At 41.5% G+C, this 16710-nt stretch carries 12 protein-coding genes; 11 read left to right on the top strand and 1 reads right to left on the bottom strand.

Going from position 1 to position 16710, the window contains the following annotated elements:
• The first annotated feature begins 28 nt into the window (after window positions 1-28).
• The 6 genes from MR764_RS12040 (at window position 29) to MR764_RS12015 (ending at window position 6321) form a co-directional block, all read left to right on the top strand.
• Complete coding sequence (locus tag MR764_RS12040) at window positions 29-967, top strand: PorP/SprF family type IX secretion system membrane protein (protein WP_247979668.1); 939 nt, start codon at window positions 29-31, stop codon at window positions 965-967.
• Window positions 968-1456: 489 nt separating this feature from the next.
• A complete protein-coding gene (thrS, locus tag MR764_RS12035; RefSeq protein WP_247979667.1) occupies window positions 1457-3406 on the top strand; it encodes a threonine--tRNA ligase in 1950 nt (649 codons plus the stop codon).
• 18 nt (window positions 3407-3424) lie between these two features.
• Entirely contained in the window at window positions 3425-3985 is a 561-nt protein-coding gene (infC, locus tag MR764_RS12030) for a translation initiation factor IF-3 (RefSeq protein WP_348773079.1), read from the top strand.
• Window positions 3986-4077: 92 nt separating this feature from the next.
• Window positions 4078-4275 (top strand): 50S ribosomal protein L35, encoded by a 198-nt coding sequence (gene rpmI / locus MR764_RS12025; protein WP_038562273.1) that lies wholly within the window; start codon window positions 4078-4080, stop codon window positions 4273-4275.
• Window positions 4276-4417: 142 nt separating this feature from the next.
• Window positions 4418-4762 carry a 50S ribosomal protein L20 gene (gene rplT, locus MR764_RS12020; protein WP_119438652.1) on the top strand — a complete coding sequence of 115 codons (345 nt, stop codon included), beginning with the start codon at window positions 4418-4420 and terminating at the stop codon, window positions 4760-4762.
• A 224-nt stretch (window positions 4763-4986) separates the two neighbouring features.
• A complete protein-coding gene (locus tag MR764_RS12015; RefSeq protein WP_247979665.1) occupies window positions 4987-6321 on the top strand; it encodes an MFS transporter in 1335 nt (444 codons plus the stop codon).
• Between the two features lie 78 nt (window positions 6322-6399).
• Here the strand turns inward: MR764_RS12015 and MR764_RS12010 are convergent, their stop codons facing one another.
• Window positions 6400-7938: an alpha-N-arabinofuranosidase gene (locus MR764_RS12010; protein WP_247979664.1), complete on the bottom strand. Its 1539-nt coding sequence runs from the start codon at window positions 7936-7938 to the stop codon at window positions 6400-6402.
• Window positions 7939-8174: 236 nt separating this feature from the next.
• Here MR764_RS12010 and MR764_RS12005 point away from each other — a divergent pair, with 236 nt between their 5' ends.
• The 5 genes from MR764_RS12005 (at window position 8175) to MR764_RS11985 (ending at window position 16664) form a co-directional block, all read left to right on the top strand.
• Window positions 8175-9068 (top strand): carbohydrate kinase, encoded by an 894-nt coding sequence (locus tag MR764_RS12005; protein ID WP_247979663.1) that lies wholly within the window; start codon window positions 8175-8177, stop codon window positions 9066-9068.
• Window positions 9069-9183: 115 nt separating this feature from the next.
• Window positions 9184-10557 carry a glycoside hydrolase family 27 protein gene (locus tag MR764_RS12000; RefSeq protein WP_247979662.1) on the top strand — a complete coding sequence of 458 codons (1374 nt, stop codon included), beginning with the start codon at window positions 9184-9186 and terminating at the stop codon, window positions 10555-10557.
• Between the two features lie 203 nt (window positions 10558-10760).
• Window positions 10761-13466 carry a DUF5695 domain-containing protein gene (locus tag MR764_RS11995; protein ID WP_247979661.1) on the top strand — a complete coding sequence of 902 codons (2706 nt, stop codon included), beginning with the start codon at window positions 10761-10763 and terminating at the stop codon, window positions 13464-13466.
• A gap of 86 nt (window positions 13467-13552) precedes the next feature.
• Window positions 13553-15796, top strand: a complete 2244-nt coding sequence (locus MR764_RS11990; protein WP_247979660.1) for a S9 family peptidase — start codon at window positions 13553-13555, stop codon at window positions 15794-15796.
• Window positions 15797-15818: 22 nt separating this feature from the next.
• Window positions 15819-16664, top strand: a complete 846-nt coding sequence (locus tag MR764_RS11985; protein WP_247979659.1) for a hypothetical protein — start codon at window positions 15819-15821, stop codon at window positions 16662-16664.
• Window positions 16665-16710 lie beyond the last annotated feature (46 nt).

Genomic DNA, 16710 nt, shown 5'->3' with positions numbered 1-16710 from the left:
TCACCTCAAAATATACAACCAAAGACGAATGAAAACACGCTTTTTACTTCTCTTACTTTCAATATTAATACTCCTTCAATACCCGGCGATGGGACAGGCTGATGTGTCAAGTTCGACACATTGGTACAACCGTTCCCATTTTAATCCGGCATCGATAGCGCGCGACGGTTTTGTTTACGTATTTTCCAATGTCCGGCGTCAATGGACCGGAATAGAAGGTGCTCCAACCGTATATACATTGCAGGCTTCCGGTTTTTCCGACGAGCATCAATCTGCCTATGGATTTTCGGTAAGCCGCGATGAAATTGGTTTAACCACAGCATCGAATCCAACATTTCAATATGCACACAGGGTAGGGTTAACGCCGCAACTCGACTTGTCGCTCGGGATGGCTGCAGGCGTTTATACCCGCCGGGTAAATGCCTCGCTTTATGATCCTGTGATTGCTGATGATCCGGCCTTGGATTACTCCGACAAACGTTTTACCTCGCCCGATGCCCATGTGGGAGTAGAGCTTCAGGCCAAACATTTTCTGGCAGGCTTTTCGTCCACCCATATTTTCGCTTTGTGGAAACAAGATGATGATTTTCTAATCAGCAACCACCGCTATTTCTACGCCCTTTACCGGAATTCTGATTCAGAGGTTTATAACATTACTGCCGGAATTCAATTGGCTAACAGAAGAAACCTGACCTATGTGGAGGCGTCTTCCATCGTCCGTTTTAAACGACCTACGGGCTTATTAAAAGGTCCCACAGAATTATTTGATATTGGGTTCACTTACCGATCTGTTCCTGAATTGACGCTGATTACCGGTATTCATCTTACTCCGAATATGCGGCTGGGCTATACCTACGATTTTAATTTCAGTAGTAACATAAATTCAAACGGAACACACGAGATTATACTGGAATACCGAATTCCGCTTCACGTTAGCAAACACACAGGCTTACCTTGGTACGATTAATAAAAAATGCCACACGAAAATTGATCCGAATGGCATTTTACCTAATTTGTTGAGTTATGAAATTGATTTGAACAATAAATAAGCAGTCTTTAATGCTTGCAAATAACGGAATAAATTCTCAATCAAATAATATATTGATAGATAAAATATGCATATCGTAATTATTTTATTTGTTTTAATGCAAAATCGCAGCAATCCGTAAGCCGGTGCTTTGGAATACTTATTTTGACTTTTTCGAAAAAAAGAATTTGCACTCCAGATTGCGAATGACAGGATATCAATACATCGGTGTTGAAAATTTGGGTTAAAATAATTGAGTACAAATCTTTTGAAATGATGAAATATTAAAGGATTCATTATCTTTGCCCCACTTTTAAAAAAGACCATAGATAAGTTAAAACTGTTCCTGGTCTGATTTGTTCTGAATATTGATACTTCGCTGTTGAATTTCCGGAACAAACTTCAGGAGGGAACTGAAACCAACAGATAATGATTAAGATAACACTACCGGACAATAGTGTACGCGAATTTGATGCTGCAGTAACCGGAATGGAGGTAGCAGAATCCATTTCACCAAGGCTGGCAAAAGATGTTTTGTCGGTATCAGTTGATGGTGTGGTTTGGGACCTCACCCGGAAGATTGAACACGATGCGAAGATAAAACTTTACACGTGGGACGACCGGGAAGGGAAAGACACCTTCTGGCATTCGTCGGCTCACCTGATGGCCGAGGCGATCGAATCGTTTTTCCCGGGAACCAAATTTGGTATCGGCCCTACTGTTGACACCGGTTTTTACTACGATATCGATCTGCCCGAGGGGAAAACCATTTCGGACAAAGACCTGGTGAATATCGAAAAGAAAATGCTTGAACTGGCCCGTCAGAAAAATGACATTGTTCGTTCCGAGATCTCGAAGAACGATGCTATGGCCATGTTTACTCAAAAAAATGACGAGCTAAAACAGGAGCTTATCAGCGAGCTGGAAGACGGAACAATTACCTTGTACAACCAGGGTAACTTTACCGATCTATGCCGTGGACCACATTTGCCGAACACCGGCTATATTAAAGCGATTAAATTAATGTCGATTGCCGGTGCATACTGGCGTGGCGACGAGCACAATAGAATGTTGACCCGTATTTACGGAGTTACTTTTCCGAAACAGAAAATGCTCGACGAGTACCTGGTAATGCTGGAGGAAGCAAAAAAACGCGACCACCGCAAAGTAGGGAAAGAAATGCAGCTGTTCACTTTTTCAGAAAATGTAGGGCAGGGTTTGCCGTTGTGGCTTCCGAAAGGAGCACAATTGCGCGAGCAGCTCGAAACATTTCTGAAAAAAGTTCAGAAAAAATACGGATATGAACAGGTAATCACTCCCCATATCGGAGATGTGAAACTGTACAAAACCTCGGGTCACTTTCAGAAATACGGTAAAGATTCGTTCCAGCCGATCACAACTCCGGCCGAAGGCGAAGAGTATTTACTGAAACCGATGAACTGTCCGCATCACTGCGAAATTTACAAAGCCTGGCCACGGTCATACAAGGACCTTCCGGTACGTATGGCAGAATTCGGCACCGTTTATCGTTACGAAATGAGTGGTGAATTGCATGGTCTGACCCGTGTTCGCGGTTTTACTCAGGATGATGCTCACCTTTTCTGTCGTCCCGATCAGGTAAAAGATGAGTTTAAGAAAGTAATCGATATTATTTTTATCATTTTCAAGGCGCTAAGTTTTGAAAATTATACCGCACAGATTTCGTTGCGTGATCCGGAGAAACCGGAAAAGTACATTGGATCGCCCGAAAACTGGGACAAAGCCGAACGTGCTATTATTGAAGCGTGTGAAGAAAAAGGATTAAATACCGTAACCGAGCTAGGAGAAGCTGCTTTCTACGGACCAAAGCTTGATTTCATGATCAAAGATGCACTGGGAAGAAGCTGGCAGCTGGGAACAGTTCAGGTGGATTACAACCTTCCGGAGCGTTTTGAACTGGAATATATCGGTTCAGACGATAAGCGTCACCGCCCGGTAATGATTCACCGTGCACCCTTCGGATCAATGGAACGCTTTGTTGCAGTGTTAATAGAACACACTGCCGGTAAGTTCCCGTTATGGCTGACACCGGAGCAGGCAGTTGTTTTGCCGATAAGTGAAAAGTATAACGATTATGCTAAAAAAGTTTCAGAAGTTCTAAATATTTCCGATATTCGCACCGTCGTTGACGACCGTAACGAAAAGATTGGTAGGAAGATACGCGACAACGAATTAAAACGGATTCCTTATTTGCTGATTGTTGGGGAAAAAGAGGCCGAAGAAGAGACGGTTTCAGTTAGACGCCAGGGAGAAGGAGATAAGGGAACAATGAAAGTAAACGAATTTGCAGAATTTATCGCAAACGAAGTAAGAGAGCAATTATCAGGATTGTATAACTAACGTTAGGAGGAACGTAAAATAGCTATTAAAAGAAAAGGCCCAAGAAATTTTCAGCCTAGAAAAGAAGAAGAACCGCAACACCGGATTAATCAGAAAATCCGTGTTCCACAAGTGCGTCTGGTAGGGGAAAACATTGAGAATCCCGGTATATTTCAGTTACGAGATGCACTTAGAATGGCTGATGAAATGGAATTGGATTTGGTAGAAATTTCACCAAAAGCCGATCCACCTGTTTGCAAGATTACAGATTACTCTAAGTTTCTTTATCAGCAAAAAAAGAAACAAAAAGAGATGAAGGCCAAAGCCACCAAGATTGTGGTAAAAGAAATCCGCTTTGGTCCTCAAACCGATGAGCATGACTTCCAGTTTAAATTGCGTCATGCAGAAAAATTCCTTCAGGAGGGTGCAAAAGTAAAAGCATTTGTATTCTTTAAAGGACGTTCGATACTGTTTAAAGAGCAGGGCGAAATTTTATTGCTAAAGCTAGCAACTGCCCTTGAAGAGGTAGGAGCAGTGGAGCAAATGCCTAAACTGGAAGGCAAACGTATGACGATGTTTATTTCACCTAAAAAGAAATAGTCCGGTTCTCCGGATTTATTTCACATGTATGGAGGCGAAACCCAAAATACATGAATATATAGTTCTTTGATAACATTTAATTAGTAGGAATTATGCCAAAAATGAAAACGAACTCCGGTGCTAAAAAACGTTTTAGATTGACCGGAAGTGGTAAAATTAAAAGGAAGCACGCCTACAAAAGTCATATTCTGACTAAAAAGAGTACAAAACGTAAGCGTAATTTGACTTATTGGACAACCATCGATAAGACAAATGAAAGCAACGTTAAACTTTTGTTGTGCATGAAGTAATCCGTCAACTGACGGACTTACATTCACTATCCTTTTAACGAGAAAGGTAAAAAGAGTTAAAAACCAGATAATTGTGCTTTAAAGTATTTTCGCCCGTCTGCTGACGGACCGGAGAGCGCCGATTATCAAAAAAGTAAAAAGTATGCCAAGAAGTGTAAATCATGTAGCATCACGTGCCCGGAGAAAAAAATTACTGAAAAAAACTAGAGGTTATTTCGGGTCGCGTAAAAATGTGTGGACGGTTGCAAAAAATACCTGGGAAAAAGGTCAACAGTATGCATACCGCGACAGAAAAGCGAAAAAAAGAACATTCCGTGGATTGTGGATTCAGCGTATTAACGCAGCTACTCGCCTCGAAGGAATGTCGTATTCACAATTCATGGGATTGTTGAAAAAGAACGATATCGAAATCAACCGCAAGGTGTTGGCCGATTTAGCAATGAATCAGCCCGAAGCGTTCAAAGCAATCGTAGAAAAAGTAAAATAAGAAGACAATTACTTAGGTGAAATACATTGAACCCGTAGGAATTTCCTGCGGGTTTTTTTGTTTTGTGCAATTGGAGGATAATATTGCTATTAATCAGAAATAGTGTATATTAGGATGGGCCTTGACATTGAACACAATCAGATTCATTTCAGAAAGCAGCTTAAATTTTTGGTTTATTGAAGGAAGAGAAATCATAATACTAAACCTTAATTTGAACTATAAGTATGAAAGAACTAAATCAAAAAAGACTATTTATTGCAAGTTGCTTAGCCTTACTGGTTACTGCCATTACTTTTGCAATCAGGGCAAAGATTGAAGGAGTTTTCAATGATGATTACGGACTGACAAAAGAACAGGTTGGTCGTGCACTATCACCAGCTTTCTGGGGATTCGCCGTGGCCATGTTTGCCGGCGGCTATTTTATTGATCTTGTTAAAACCAAAACGATTATTTGGCTCGCGTTTGGTCTGCATTTAATCGGTATTGTCTTATTGCTTCTGGCTAAAGATTATACCTCACTTTTTGTTTCCAACGTTTTTATTGGCCTGGGTAACGGTAGTGTAGAAGCTGCGTGTAATCCGTTGATCGCAACGCTTTTCCCAAATCAGAAAACCAAAATGCTTAACCGGTTTCATGTGTGGTTTCCCGGAGGAATTGTCATCGGGGGAATTCTTGCATGGTTGATCATGGATAAATTTAACCTTCCCTGGCAGTTATTGGTTGGTGTTCTATTTATTCCACTCTCTGTTTATGGGATATTATTTTTGGGCCAGAAGATTCCTGAAACTGAACGTGTAAGTTCAGGAGTAAGTTATAAAGAAATGATGCGTAACATTGGTGCTCCTATTACGATTACCCTGGCTGTTATATTTATGATATTGGTAGCCAATGTTCCAAAAATATCTGATAGTATAACATCAAATTACGCTTATCCTTTAATAATTGTTGGAATTATTGCAGTTTTTATTGTTCTTGAAGGCCGCCTAATTAACAAGATAAGCCTTTTGTTCCCCTTCGTATTTTTTTGTATGCTGCTTACTGCTTCGACTGAATTGGGGACTACACAATGGATCAACGCACTGCTCGAAACAAATGGTATAAGCCCAATGATTATTTTAGTTGTAGTAACTGGTATAATGGCGGTTGGCCGATTTTTTGCCGGAAGTTTGGTTCACCGTTTAAATCCTCCCGGTGTTTTATTGGGGTCATCTATTCTTTCAACTGCCGGTTTGCTTTTATTGAGTATCTCTAAGGGTCCTGGCATGACATTAATTTCGGCTGCCGTATTTGCAGTTGGGGTGTGCTATTTTTGGCCTACAATGATCGGAGTAGCCTCGGAATATATTCCTAAAAGTGGCGCTCTTGGAATGTCAATTCTGGGGGGAGCAGGCTTTGTAGCCACTTCGATGGTATTGCCAATTATGGGGAAATCAATTGAGACATCCGGGGCTGAAATTACGTTACGAAATATGTCAGTTTTGCCAATTATTTTAATTGTAGCCTTTATTTTGCTAATTGGGTTTGTAAAAAAGCATGAAACGCTGAAAAAAGCAGATTAAGATATTACAGACCGTCAAATGCAAAAAGCCCGTTTCCGGAAATTTCAGAAACGGGCTTTTATAATGTTTTCAATTTAATTAATTTTTAAATTGGATGAGTACCACTGATTTAGACGGCAAATTAACTGATAGTTTTTCTCCTTTTGGTTTCGCTACCGAGAAATCTTTTATTGAAACAGCTTCGGTTTTCCCAAAATCGTTGTAATCGTTCAACTTTTCGCCTGTAATTATTTGCCCGGAGGCGGTTTTATATTCACTTCCGGGAATAACAATCTCAACCTGCTCCGAGTTATTGGGGTCTAGGTTACAGAATGTGACAGAAAGTACACCATCCTTTACTGAAGACGAAGCCTGTACTTTCGGCACCGATTTACCTTCGTAGCTGTATTTTCCTGTTTCCAGATTTGCCGGAACAAGCGTAGCATCCTGATGTACGCTGTACATTTTAAATACATAGTAAGTGGGAGTGAGCACCATCTCATCCTCTTTTGTTAAAATCACCGACTGAAGTACATTGATCATTTGAGCAATGTTGGCCATCTTAACCCGGTCGGCATGATTATTAAAGATATTCAGGTTGACTCCGGCAACCAAAGCGTCGCGCAATGAGTTCTGCTGATACAGAAACCCGGGATTTGTTCCCGGTTCCACATTAAACCAGTTTCCCCATTCATCCACAATTAATCCAACTCTTTTCCCCGGATCGTATCGGTCCATAATGGTTGAATGACGTGTAACCAATGTTTCCATATCCAGGGTTTCATGAAGTGTTTCAAACCACTCTTTCTCTCCAAAACCGGTCGCATTTCCTTTATCTCCCCAATTGCGTGTTTGTATCGTGTATTTATGAAGTGAAATCCCCTGCATCAAACCCCAGTTGCGGGCTGTTTTTTGCATCACAACATCCATCCAGTTATAATCGCCTTCGCTCGGGCCACACGCAATTTTATACAGATTGCCATGAGTAAATGTGGCGAATTGTTTATACAGATCGGCATAGTATTCCGGTGTCATATTTCCACCACAGCCCCAGTTCTCATTCCCAATTCCCCAATATTTAACATCCCAGGGTTTTTCACGACCATTCTTTTTGCGAAGCTCTGTCATCGGGCTTAGATTGGATGAAGTAACATATTCTACCCATTCGCTGGCTTCCTGCACCGTGCCCGATCCCACATTTATATTGATGTAAGCATCAGCATCGATCAATTCGCAAAAATCCAGAAATTCATGTGTGCCAAAACTATTGTCTTCGGTAACATTACCCCAGTTAACGTTTACTATCGACGGGCGGTTTTCACGCGGTCCAATTCCATCTTTCCAATGATAAGTATCAGCAAAGCAACCTCCCGGCCATCTTAATACCGGAATCTTCATGTCTTTCAAAGCTCCGATAACGTCATCCCGGAATCCGCGTATATTAGGGATATCCGAATCTTCTCCTACGTAAATTCCTCCATAAATACAATGTCCGAGATGCTCTGCAAAATGCCCGTAGATATCTTTGCTAATCTTTGTTTCAGTCTGCTCTGTGTGCAACGTAAGCTTACTTTGAGCATATGAAATCGAAATAAAAAGTACTAACAGGATGGTTAGTTGTGATTTAAGTTTGACCATTTCTATTAAATTTAGTGTTCAACGTTCTAAAGATAATTAATTATAGTCATTTAAACACTTATTAAAAAATTGATTCAAAAAGATTGTAGCATTTTTTCCCAGTTAAATGATTTGAGATCTGGTTATATAAAATATCAATTGCTCAAATAGAAGTAATGTTTAACAAAATCGTATGGATTATGTATTTTAGGTGATTATTTTCAGATCATAAAAATCCAATTAAACCAATAACAAAAATGAATAAACCCATACTGATTGGAGCCGGAGAACTTTTATGGGACATGCTTCCCGGTGGTAAGCAACTGGGGGGAGCTCCCGCGAATTTTGCCTGGCACGCTTCTCAATTGGGAGGTAAAGGAATTGTTTACAGTGCAGTTGGAACAGATGAACCGGGAAATGAAATTGTCGGTTTTTTGGATCAAAAGAAAATGGATACGCGCTTTATCTCCCGGTTAGAACTGTATCCTACCGGAAAGGTAGACGTTCGGCTTGATGCTTCCGGAGTACCAGAATACACCATCCAAACCGATGTAGCCTGGGATAAAATTCCATTGTGCGATCAACGTCAGGAGGTGATAGCAAATGCATCAGCCTTTTGTTTTGGGGCGTTGGCTCAACGCGATAATGTTTCATTTACAACTATTCAGTCCTTATTGGATGAGCTTCCTGAAAATTGTTTGAAAATATTCGACATCAACCTTCGGCAACACTTTTATTCGAAAGCTGTGATTGAATTATCGCTTCAGAAATGTGATGTTCTAAAACTAAACGAAGACGAACTGCCTGTTGTCGCTGAACTATTTGGAATGGATGGAGAAGAAAAAGCAATTTTGGAACAGCTGCTAACATATTTCAATATTGAATTAATTGCCTTGACAAAAGGCGGGGCAGGGAGTTTAATTCTGACAAAAACAGAGAGAAGCTGGCTCGAATCTCCAAAGGTTAACATCGCCGACACTGTGGGAGCTGGTGATTCATTTACGGCTGCTTTAGCGATGGGGCTTTTAAAAAAGCGGCTGATAAAAGACGTTCACCAGGCGGCGGTCGAAGTTTCTGCCTACGTGTGCACGCAGAAAGGTGCGATGCCACAGTTACCTAAAGAACTATCAGAGCTCTTCGCACATAAATAATTTAGCATTCATCGCAAAGTGACCTATTCAATTACCGTGGAAGGCTTGTCGCAATCAGTAAAGCGTAATTTGTACACTTAGCGACATTTAATTATCTTTCCAAAAAACAATAATTATGAAAATACCTACTTTCCTTCTAACCCTTGTTGTTACAATTTCCTTTGCCGCATGTGTGCAGAAACAGAGCAGGCAAATATTTCAAAAAGGTGAGTTTAAAAATTGGGCACAAACGCCGCCAATGGGATGGAATAGCTGGGATTGTTACGGACCAACCGTTGAAGAGCATGAGGTGAAAGCCAACGCTGATTACATGGCTGAAAAGCTTAATAAATATGGTTGGGAATATATTGTGGTTGATATTCGATGGTTTGTTGAAAACGACAAAGCAGGAGGTTATAATCAGACTGATCCTCGTTATGTTATTGATGAATATGGACGTTATCAACCTGCGGTAAATCGCTTTCCTTCTGCAAAAGATGGAAAAGGTTTTAAGGAATTGGCAGATTATATCCATAACAAAGGATTGAAGTTTGGGATTCACATCATGCGTGGTATTCCCAAAATAGCTGTTGAAAATAAATTACCAATTTTGGGAACGGATGGAATCACTGCGGAAGAGATTTACTCAACTGATTTGCAGTGCCCTTGGTTGCGCGATAATTATACAATTTTAGCGGATAAGCCTGGGGCTCAGGAGTATTACAATTCTATTTTTGATATGTATGCCGGGTGGGGAGTCGATTTTGTAAAAGTGGATGATTTGTCGAGACCTTATCATCAGAAAGAAATTGAGTTAATCCGAAATGCCATTGACCAGTGCGGACGTCCTATTGTTTTAAGCACGTCGCCCGGAGCAACGCCGGTTGAAGCTGCCAATCATGTGCGTGAACATGCCAACATGTGGCGAATGGTCGACGATGTGTGGGATACCTGGCATCATTTTACAAACCTGATTGATGTCTGCCAGCAATGGTATCCTTATATTTCAAGAGGAACCTGGCCCGATTGTGATATGATTCCACTGGGAAGAATTTCAATTCGTGGCGAGCGGGGAGAAGACCGCATGACAAGGCTTACAAAAAATGAGCAATATTCGCTTATGACATTGTTTACCATCTTTAAATCTCCTTTAATGTTCGGAGGCGATTTACCAAGTAACGATGAATTTACTTTATCGCTGCTTACAAACGACGAAGTCTTGAAGATGCACCGGGAAAGTGTAAATGTTCGTCAGATTTTTCAGGAAGATGGGAAAGTTGCAATTACCTCGGAAAATTCGGTAACCGGGGATGTTTATCTGGCTCTGTTCAATATTTCGGACGATGAAAAGCCATTGGCAGTTTCCGTAAATTTGAGTGAACTTGGAATTAGTGGCAACTATGAAGTTATGACTATGTGGACGGGAGAAGTAACCGAAAATAATTCAGAAATGTTTTCAAGAGAGTTGGCAGCTCATCAAAGCGGACTTTTTAAGCTGAAAAAACTATAATATATTTCCACAATAACTTTTAGTTCCAAAAGAGAAAAAGCAGCCTGATGTCGAGCTGATCTGTCAACAAAAAACATAAATCTTGCGAATAAAAAATCTTTCAAAGTAAACTAAACTTCGGATAAATGACTACTGAACCAAATAAGTAAAAAATAGTCAATTGGGTATTTCTGAATCGTCTGAAATTTTTAAAAGGCACACAAATGAAACTTAAGAATATTCTCTCTATTCTGCTATTGGGAAACATCGCGCTGAACGCCGGGGCAACTTCCTCTGCAATTTCTCCATCCGATTCTATCGACATTGGTTTGGGAACATTGAAGTTCTCAACACCGGCTTTTCAACTTGAATTGTTGAAGGCATCGCAAACAGTTGCCGGTCTACATCCGGCAGAAGAACCCAATTTTGATTTTACACCGGGAGAATGGCTGCCGCACCGAAACAAAGCCGGGTACTACCACCTGGGAGATATTAATTTCAGAATAAGAACAGGAAGTAATCAACAATGGATAAGTTACTCTTCGGCCGCTTCCAGAAAGAGCGTCAGTGAGATCAAGCCTGACAAAACAAATGTTCTGGCGGCATCAGATCTTTCTGTTTTATTTCCCGAAGATGCGCCCCTAAAAATTACCCGTTATTGGGAAAAAGACGGAGATAACCTTGTGCTACGCTTTGAATTGAGAAATATTTCGAAGGCGAATGTTGAAATTGGAGCTCTTGGAATACCGGTTATTTTTAACAATAATCATACCCATAAAACACTGGATCAGGCACACGCCGAGAATGTTTTTTTCGACCCTTATATTGGGATGGATGCCGGTTATTTGCAGGTCATCCGACTGAAAGGAACAGGACAAGTCCTGCTGGTTCTTCCTTATGGAGATTCTCCGTTCGAGGCTTACAATCCGCTGCTTGACGACCCAACACGACGGGGAATTACATTCGAAGGCTTTCATGAATGGATGGTTCACAGTAAAGCTTATGCCGAAAACGAATGGAAAGAAGCAACTCCCTGGAACAACCCAAGTTCGGAAATACTGAAACCTGGTAAAACCAAAAGTTATGGTTTGAAATTCGTGTTGGCCGATTCTATTCACGACATTGAAAAAACGCTGATCAAAAATAATCATCCCGTTGCTGTCGGAGTTCCGGGTTATGTGCTTCCGCAAGATGTAAAGGCCGAACTTTTTTTGAAATACGATCAAAAAATTAAAAGTCTGAAAGTGGAACCCGAAGGTGCACTGGAACTGACCAAATACACAACCACAAAAAACGGTTGGTATAAATATGTTGTACATGGATTAATCTGGGGACGTGCACGTTTGACTATTACATACAAAAACGGGGCAGAGCAAACCATCAACTACAAAGTAATTAAACCAGAAGAACAGGTTGTGGCCGACAATGGCCATTTTCTGACTACTGAGCAATGGTTCGATGAGCCAAACGATCCGTTTCATCGCTCGCCGTCGGTTATTACTTACGACTATGAAACCAAGCAAAAGGTAACTCAGGACAGCAGGGCATGGATTTGCGGACTTGGAGATGAAGGAGGTTCCGGATCGTGGTTGAATGCGATTATGAAACAGCTGGTTGAGCCAAACAAAGAGGAAATTGCCAAGCTGGAAGATTTTATGCAGCAAACTATCTGGGGTGGACTTCAGTACAGTGACGGTCCGCTGAAATACGGAGTGCGAAAAAGCATGTTTTATTACCAACCCGACTCGATGCCTGCCGGAACTTACAGCGAAAAAGTAAATTACAAAACCTGGGCTGCCTGGAACAAGGAGCATGCAGCATCGCCCGGTCGTTCGTACAATTACCCGCACGTGGCAGCAGCTCATTGGGTAATGTATCGTTTAGCGCGCAATTATCAAGGACTGGTAAAACAGCAAACTTGGGATTGGTACCTGGAACATGCTTATCAAACAGCAATGGCAATGACAGAACTGGCGCCATATTACGCTCAATTCGGGCAAATGGAAGGCAGTATTTTTATTCATATTCTGGATGATCTGAAAGCTGAAGGAATGTGGGAATATGCCCGTAAACTGGAAGAGAAAATGAAAGCCAGAACCGAACACTGGGCTTCGCTCAACTATCCTTTTGGAAGTGAAATGCCTTGGGATTCGACCGGTCAGGAAGAGGTGTACATGTGGTCAGATTATTTTGGTCATGACGATAAAGCTGAGACAACTTTACGGGCCATTCTGGCTTACATGCCTACCATCCCTCACTGGGCATACAACGGAAATGCACGCAGATACTGGGATTTTCTTTACGGAGGAAAATTATCGAGAATAGAACGTCAGATTCACCACTATGGCTCCGGATTAAATGCTATTCCGGTGCTGGAAGAGTTTCGTAAAATGCCGGAAGATTTGTATTTATTACGCGTAGGATATGGCGGTTTACTGGGAACGCTCTCAAACATAACCGAAGATGGCTTTGCTCCGGCAGCTTTCCATTCTTTTCCATCAACGCTAAAAAACGACGGTATTTCGGGTGATTATGGTCCCGGATTTTATGGTTACGCAGTAAATTCATCTACTTTCCTGACAAAAAATGATGAATTCGGATGGCTCGCTTTTGGTGGAAATTTGACTGAATCGGAGGGAGAAGTAAAGGTGGAACTCACAACTGCGGCTAAATCGCGCGTCTATATCTCGCCACTAAAACTCTGGCTTACACTCGATGCCGGCCAGTTTAAATCGGTTTCATTAAAACCGGAAACCGGGAAAGTAGAGTTGGAGTTAAATCCTTCCAACGATTTTACTTTCAAAGCGTATTTGCGTGTAAAATCATATGATTCAGGCGCTACTGTAACGATCAATGGCTACTCTGAAAACAACCGTGGTCAGTACGAGATTTCGCTGGGACAGGAGCCGATTAGAATAAGTTTATTTTAGATGTGTTGGTATATTCAACGAGATTAAAATGCAGCTCATTAATAGAGCACCAGAACCGAATGTGTTTTCAATTCAAAAAAATAAAAATGAAAAATCTATTTCTGTTACTTTTCATCATCGCCGGCTTGGTCGGTTCTGCTGCAACGGCGCAAATTACCATTGAGCAATATCAAAAAGCTGATTCGGTATTAAAACTTGCCGATCTTGTTTATAACCAGGTACAACGGGTTGACTGGATCGATTCAACAAATACGTTGTGGTACAGTATCAAAACACGCGAAGGCACCGAATATAAATTTGTAGACGCAGAAAAGCAAAGCCAAACCCTGGCCTTTGACACACAGAAATTAGTGGATGCACTAAATGGACAGTTGGATAAAAAAGTAACACATAAGTCGCTTCAGCTTCGTAACCTTAAATTCGACAGGGAAAAGCAAAGCATTCAATTTGTTTATGAAAATGCTCGCTGGACTTGTAACTTAAATGATTACACGCTTTCGAAAGATTCGGTTTGGGAGCCCCGAAAACAAAGAGACGGATATTGGGGGCGCCCATTTAACGAACTCGAAGGAGATCCGGTGGATTCACCCGATAAGGCATGGACTGCTTTTATTAAGAATTTCAACGTTTATGTGAAAAACAATAAAGGAGAAGAGCATCAGTTAAGTTATGACGGCGCGCCCGGCGAATACTATTCAAGCTATTTTTCGTGGTCGCCCGACGCTAAAAAACTGGCAGTAAATAAAGTCCGAAAAAACGAAGACCGTTTTATTTATTTTATTGAATCTTCGCCCGACAGCCAACTTCAGCCCATTCTGCAGAAACGGTACTACCTGAAACCGGGTGATGATCTGCCTGTCAAACATCCGGCGTTGTTTGATATTGAAAGCTTAAAACAAATTCCGGTCGATACCCATGACTTTGAAAATCAATACGAGCTTTCCAATCCTAAATGGAATAAGAACAGCCTGACCTTCACTTTCGAATACAACCAGCGTGGACATCAGGTTTACAAGGTGGCTTCAGTGGATGCTGAATCAGGGAAGGTAAAAGTGATAATCAATGAAAACAGCCCGACTTTTATCGATTACAGCGGGAAACGGTTTCGATACGACCTGGAAGAAAGCAAGGAAATAATCTGGGCTTCGGAACGTGACGGATGGAATCACCTTTATTTATACAACTCGGAAACCGGTGAGGTGAAAAATCAGATTACAGCAGGAGAGTGGGTTGTTCGCCAGGTGTTGCATGTAGATGAAAAGAACCGTGTGGTATATTTCTATGGAGCCGGAAAAAACGAGGGTGAAGATCCGTATTTCCTGCATTGTTACAAAGTGAACTTTGATGGAAGCAACCTGCTTGATTTAACGCCGGAGAAAATGAACCACGACGTAACCTTTGCTGAAAACTACGACTATTTTACAGATACTTATTCAACAGTTCAAACTCCTCCTGTAACGGTATTGCGGAGCGCGGTTGACGGAAAAGTATTGTTAGAACTCGAAAAAACAGATATTGCTGATTTACTGGATAAAGGATGGATTGCTCCGGAATCTTTTGTAGCCAAAGCCCGCGATGGCAAAACCGATATTTGGGGCAACATTTACCGTCCAACCCACTTCAACAAAAACAAAACCTATCCGGTTATCGAATATATTTATGCCGGGCCGCAAGGCGCGTTTGCACAAAAGAGTTTTAATCCGGTGAGCTATGCCTATTCGAGCCTGGCCGAATTAGGCTTTATCATTGTTCAGATGGACGGAATGGGCACCTCGTATCGTTCAAAAGCGTTTCATGATGTATGCTGGAAAAACCTGAAAGATGCCGGCTTTCCTGATCGTATTCTCTGGATGCAGGCGGCTGCAAAAAAGTATAAATACATGGACATTACCCGTGTTGGTATTTTCGGAGGTTCAGCAGGTGGGCAAAATGCGCTGGCCGGGTTGCTTTTCCATCCTGAATTTTACAAGGCCGGAGTTGCTTCCTGTGGTTGTCACGATAACCGGATGGATAAAATGTGGTGGAACGAACAATGGATGGGGTACCCGATCGGACCTGAATATGCCGAATGCTCAAACGTTGATAATGCTGGAAATTTGCAGGGAAAACTAATGCTGATTGTAGGGGAGATGGATGACAATGTGGATCCGGCTTCTACCATGCAGGTGGCTGATGCACTGATTAAAGCCAAAAAGGATTTTGAACTGGTGGTTCTTCCGGGAACAAATCATACGTTGGGCGGAACGTACGGAGAACAAAAACGCCGCGATTTTTTTGTCAGAAATCTTTTAGACAAAAAAACTCCCAACTGGAATATAACTTCAAAATAGTAGTCAATTCATCCAATATAATATGAGGATATTCAATACGAAAAACCTGCTTTTGCTGATCACAGCCGCATTTATTGTCAATTTGTTTCCTGCCAGTGTTTCTGCAAAAAAGACAGAAGCATTGAGTACTAAAGAATATGTGATTACAGCTCCACCAAAGGAGCTGAATTTTGATTTTTTTTATAAAAAATATTTCAACATTAACGGCATTCATATTATGAGTTCGTACCGGGTTCCGGATTCGGCCTTTGTAAAAGCATGCGAGATCATCGATTTTATGACAAGTGGTCTGCCCAAAACCGTGTTGGCTCAGATGGTAAAGATGAACTCCCGCCTTGGAATAATGGCACGATACGAAGGCACAACTGATATTCCGGAGCATGCCCACCTCGCGCAGGATACATCGCTAAACTGGGACGTTCGGGCCCGCGGTTTGGGAGGAGATATGCAGTTGCCGCTTACCACTTGTGCCGAGGAGAATTTACTTTGTTACCAGATTGATAAATACCACGCTGAAGATATAACCATTCACGAATTTGCACATGCCATTCATTTGATTGGAATCGCTCCGCTGGATCCTGATTTCAATAAATTACTAGAGGAAAAACTGGACAAGGCAATGGCGGCCGGGAAGTATAAAAACACCTATGCTGCAACAAATATTTATGAATACTGGGCGGAAGGGGTGCAAAACTGGTTTAATGTGAATGCGGAAGTTGAAAAGCCCGATGGGAAACACAATTGGGTAAATACACGCGACGACATGAAAAAATACGATCCTGATTTGTATGAGATTGTCAGCAAATATTTCCCCGATTTTGAAGTAAGTCCTTCGTGTCACAGTGCCGGAAATCTATACACCCATTAATTTTTCGAATGATAACACACCAAATGATTTTCTTGTTTCGCTATTC

Origin of the sequence: Maribellus sp. YY47 (assembly GCF_023111095.1) — a bacterium.
In the GTDB taxonomy this organism is placed as follows: domain Bacteria; phylum Bacteroidota; class Bacteroidia; order Bacteroidales; family Prolixibacteraceae; genus Draconibacterium.
Note: the sequence above shows the minus strand (reverse complement) of the source record. Positions and strands in the feature narration are given on the sequence as shown.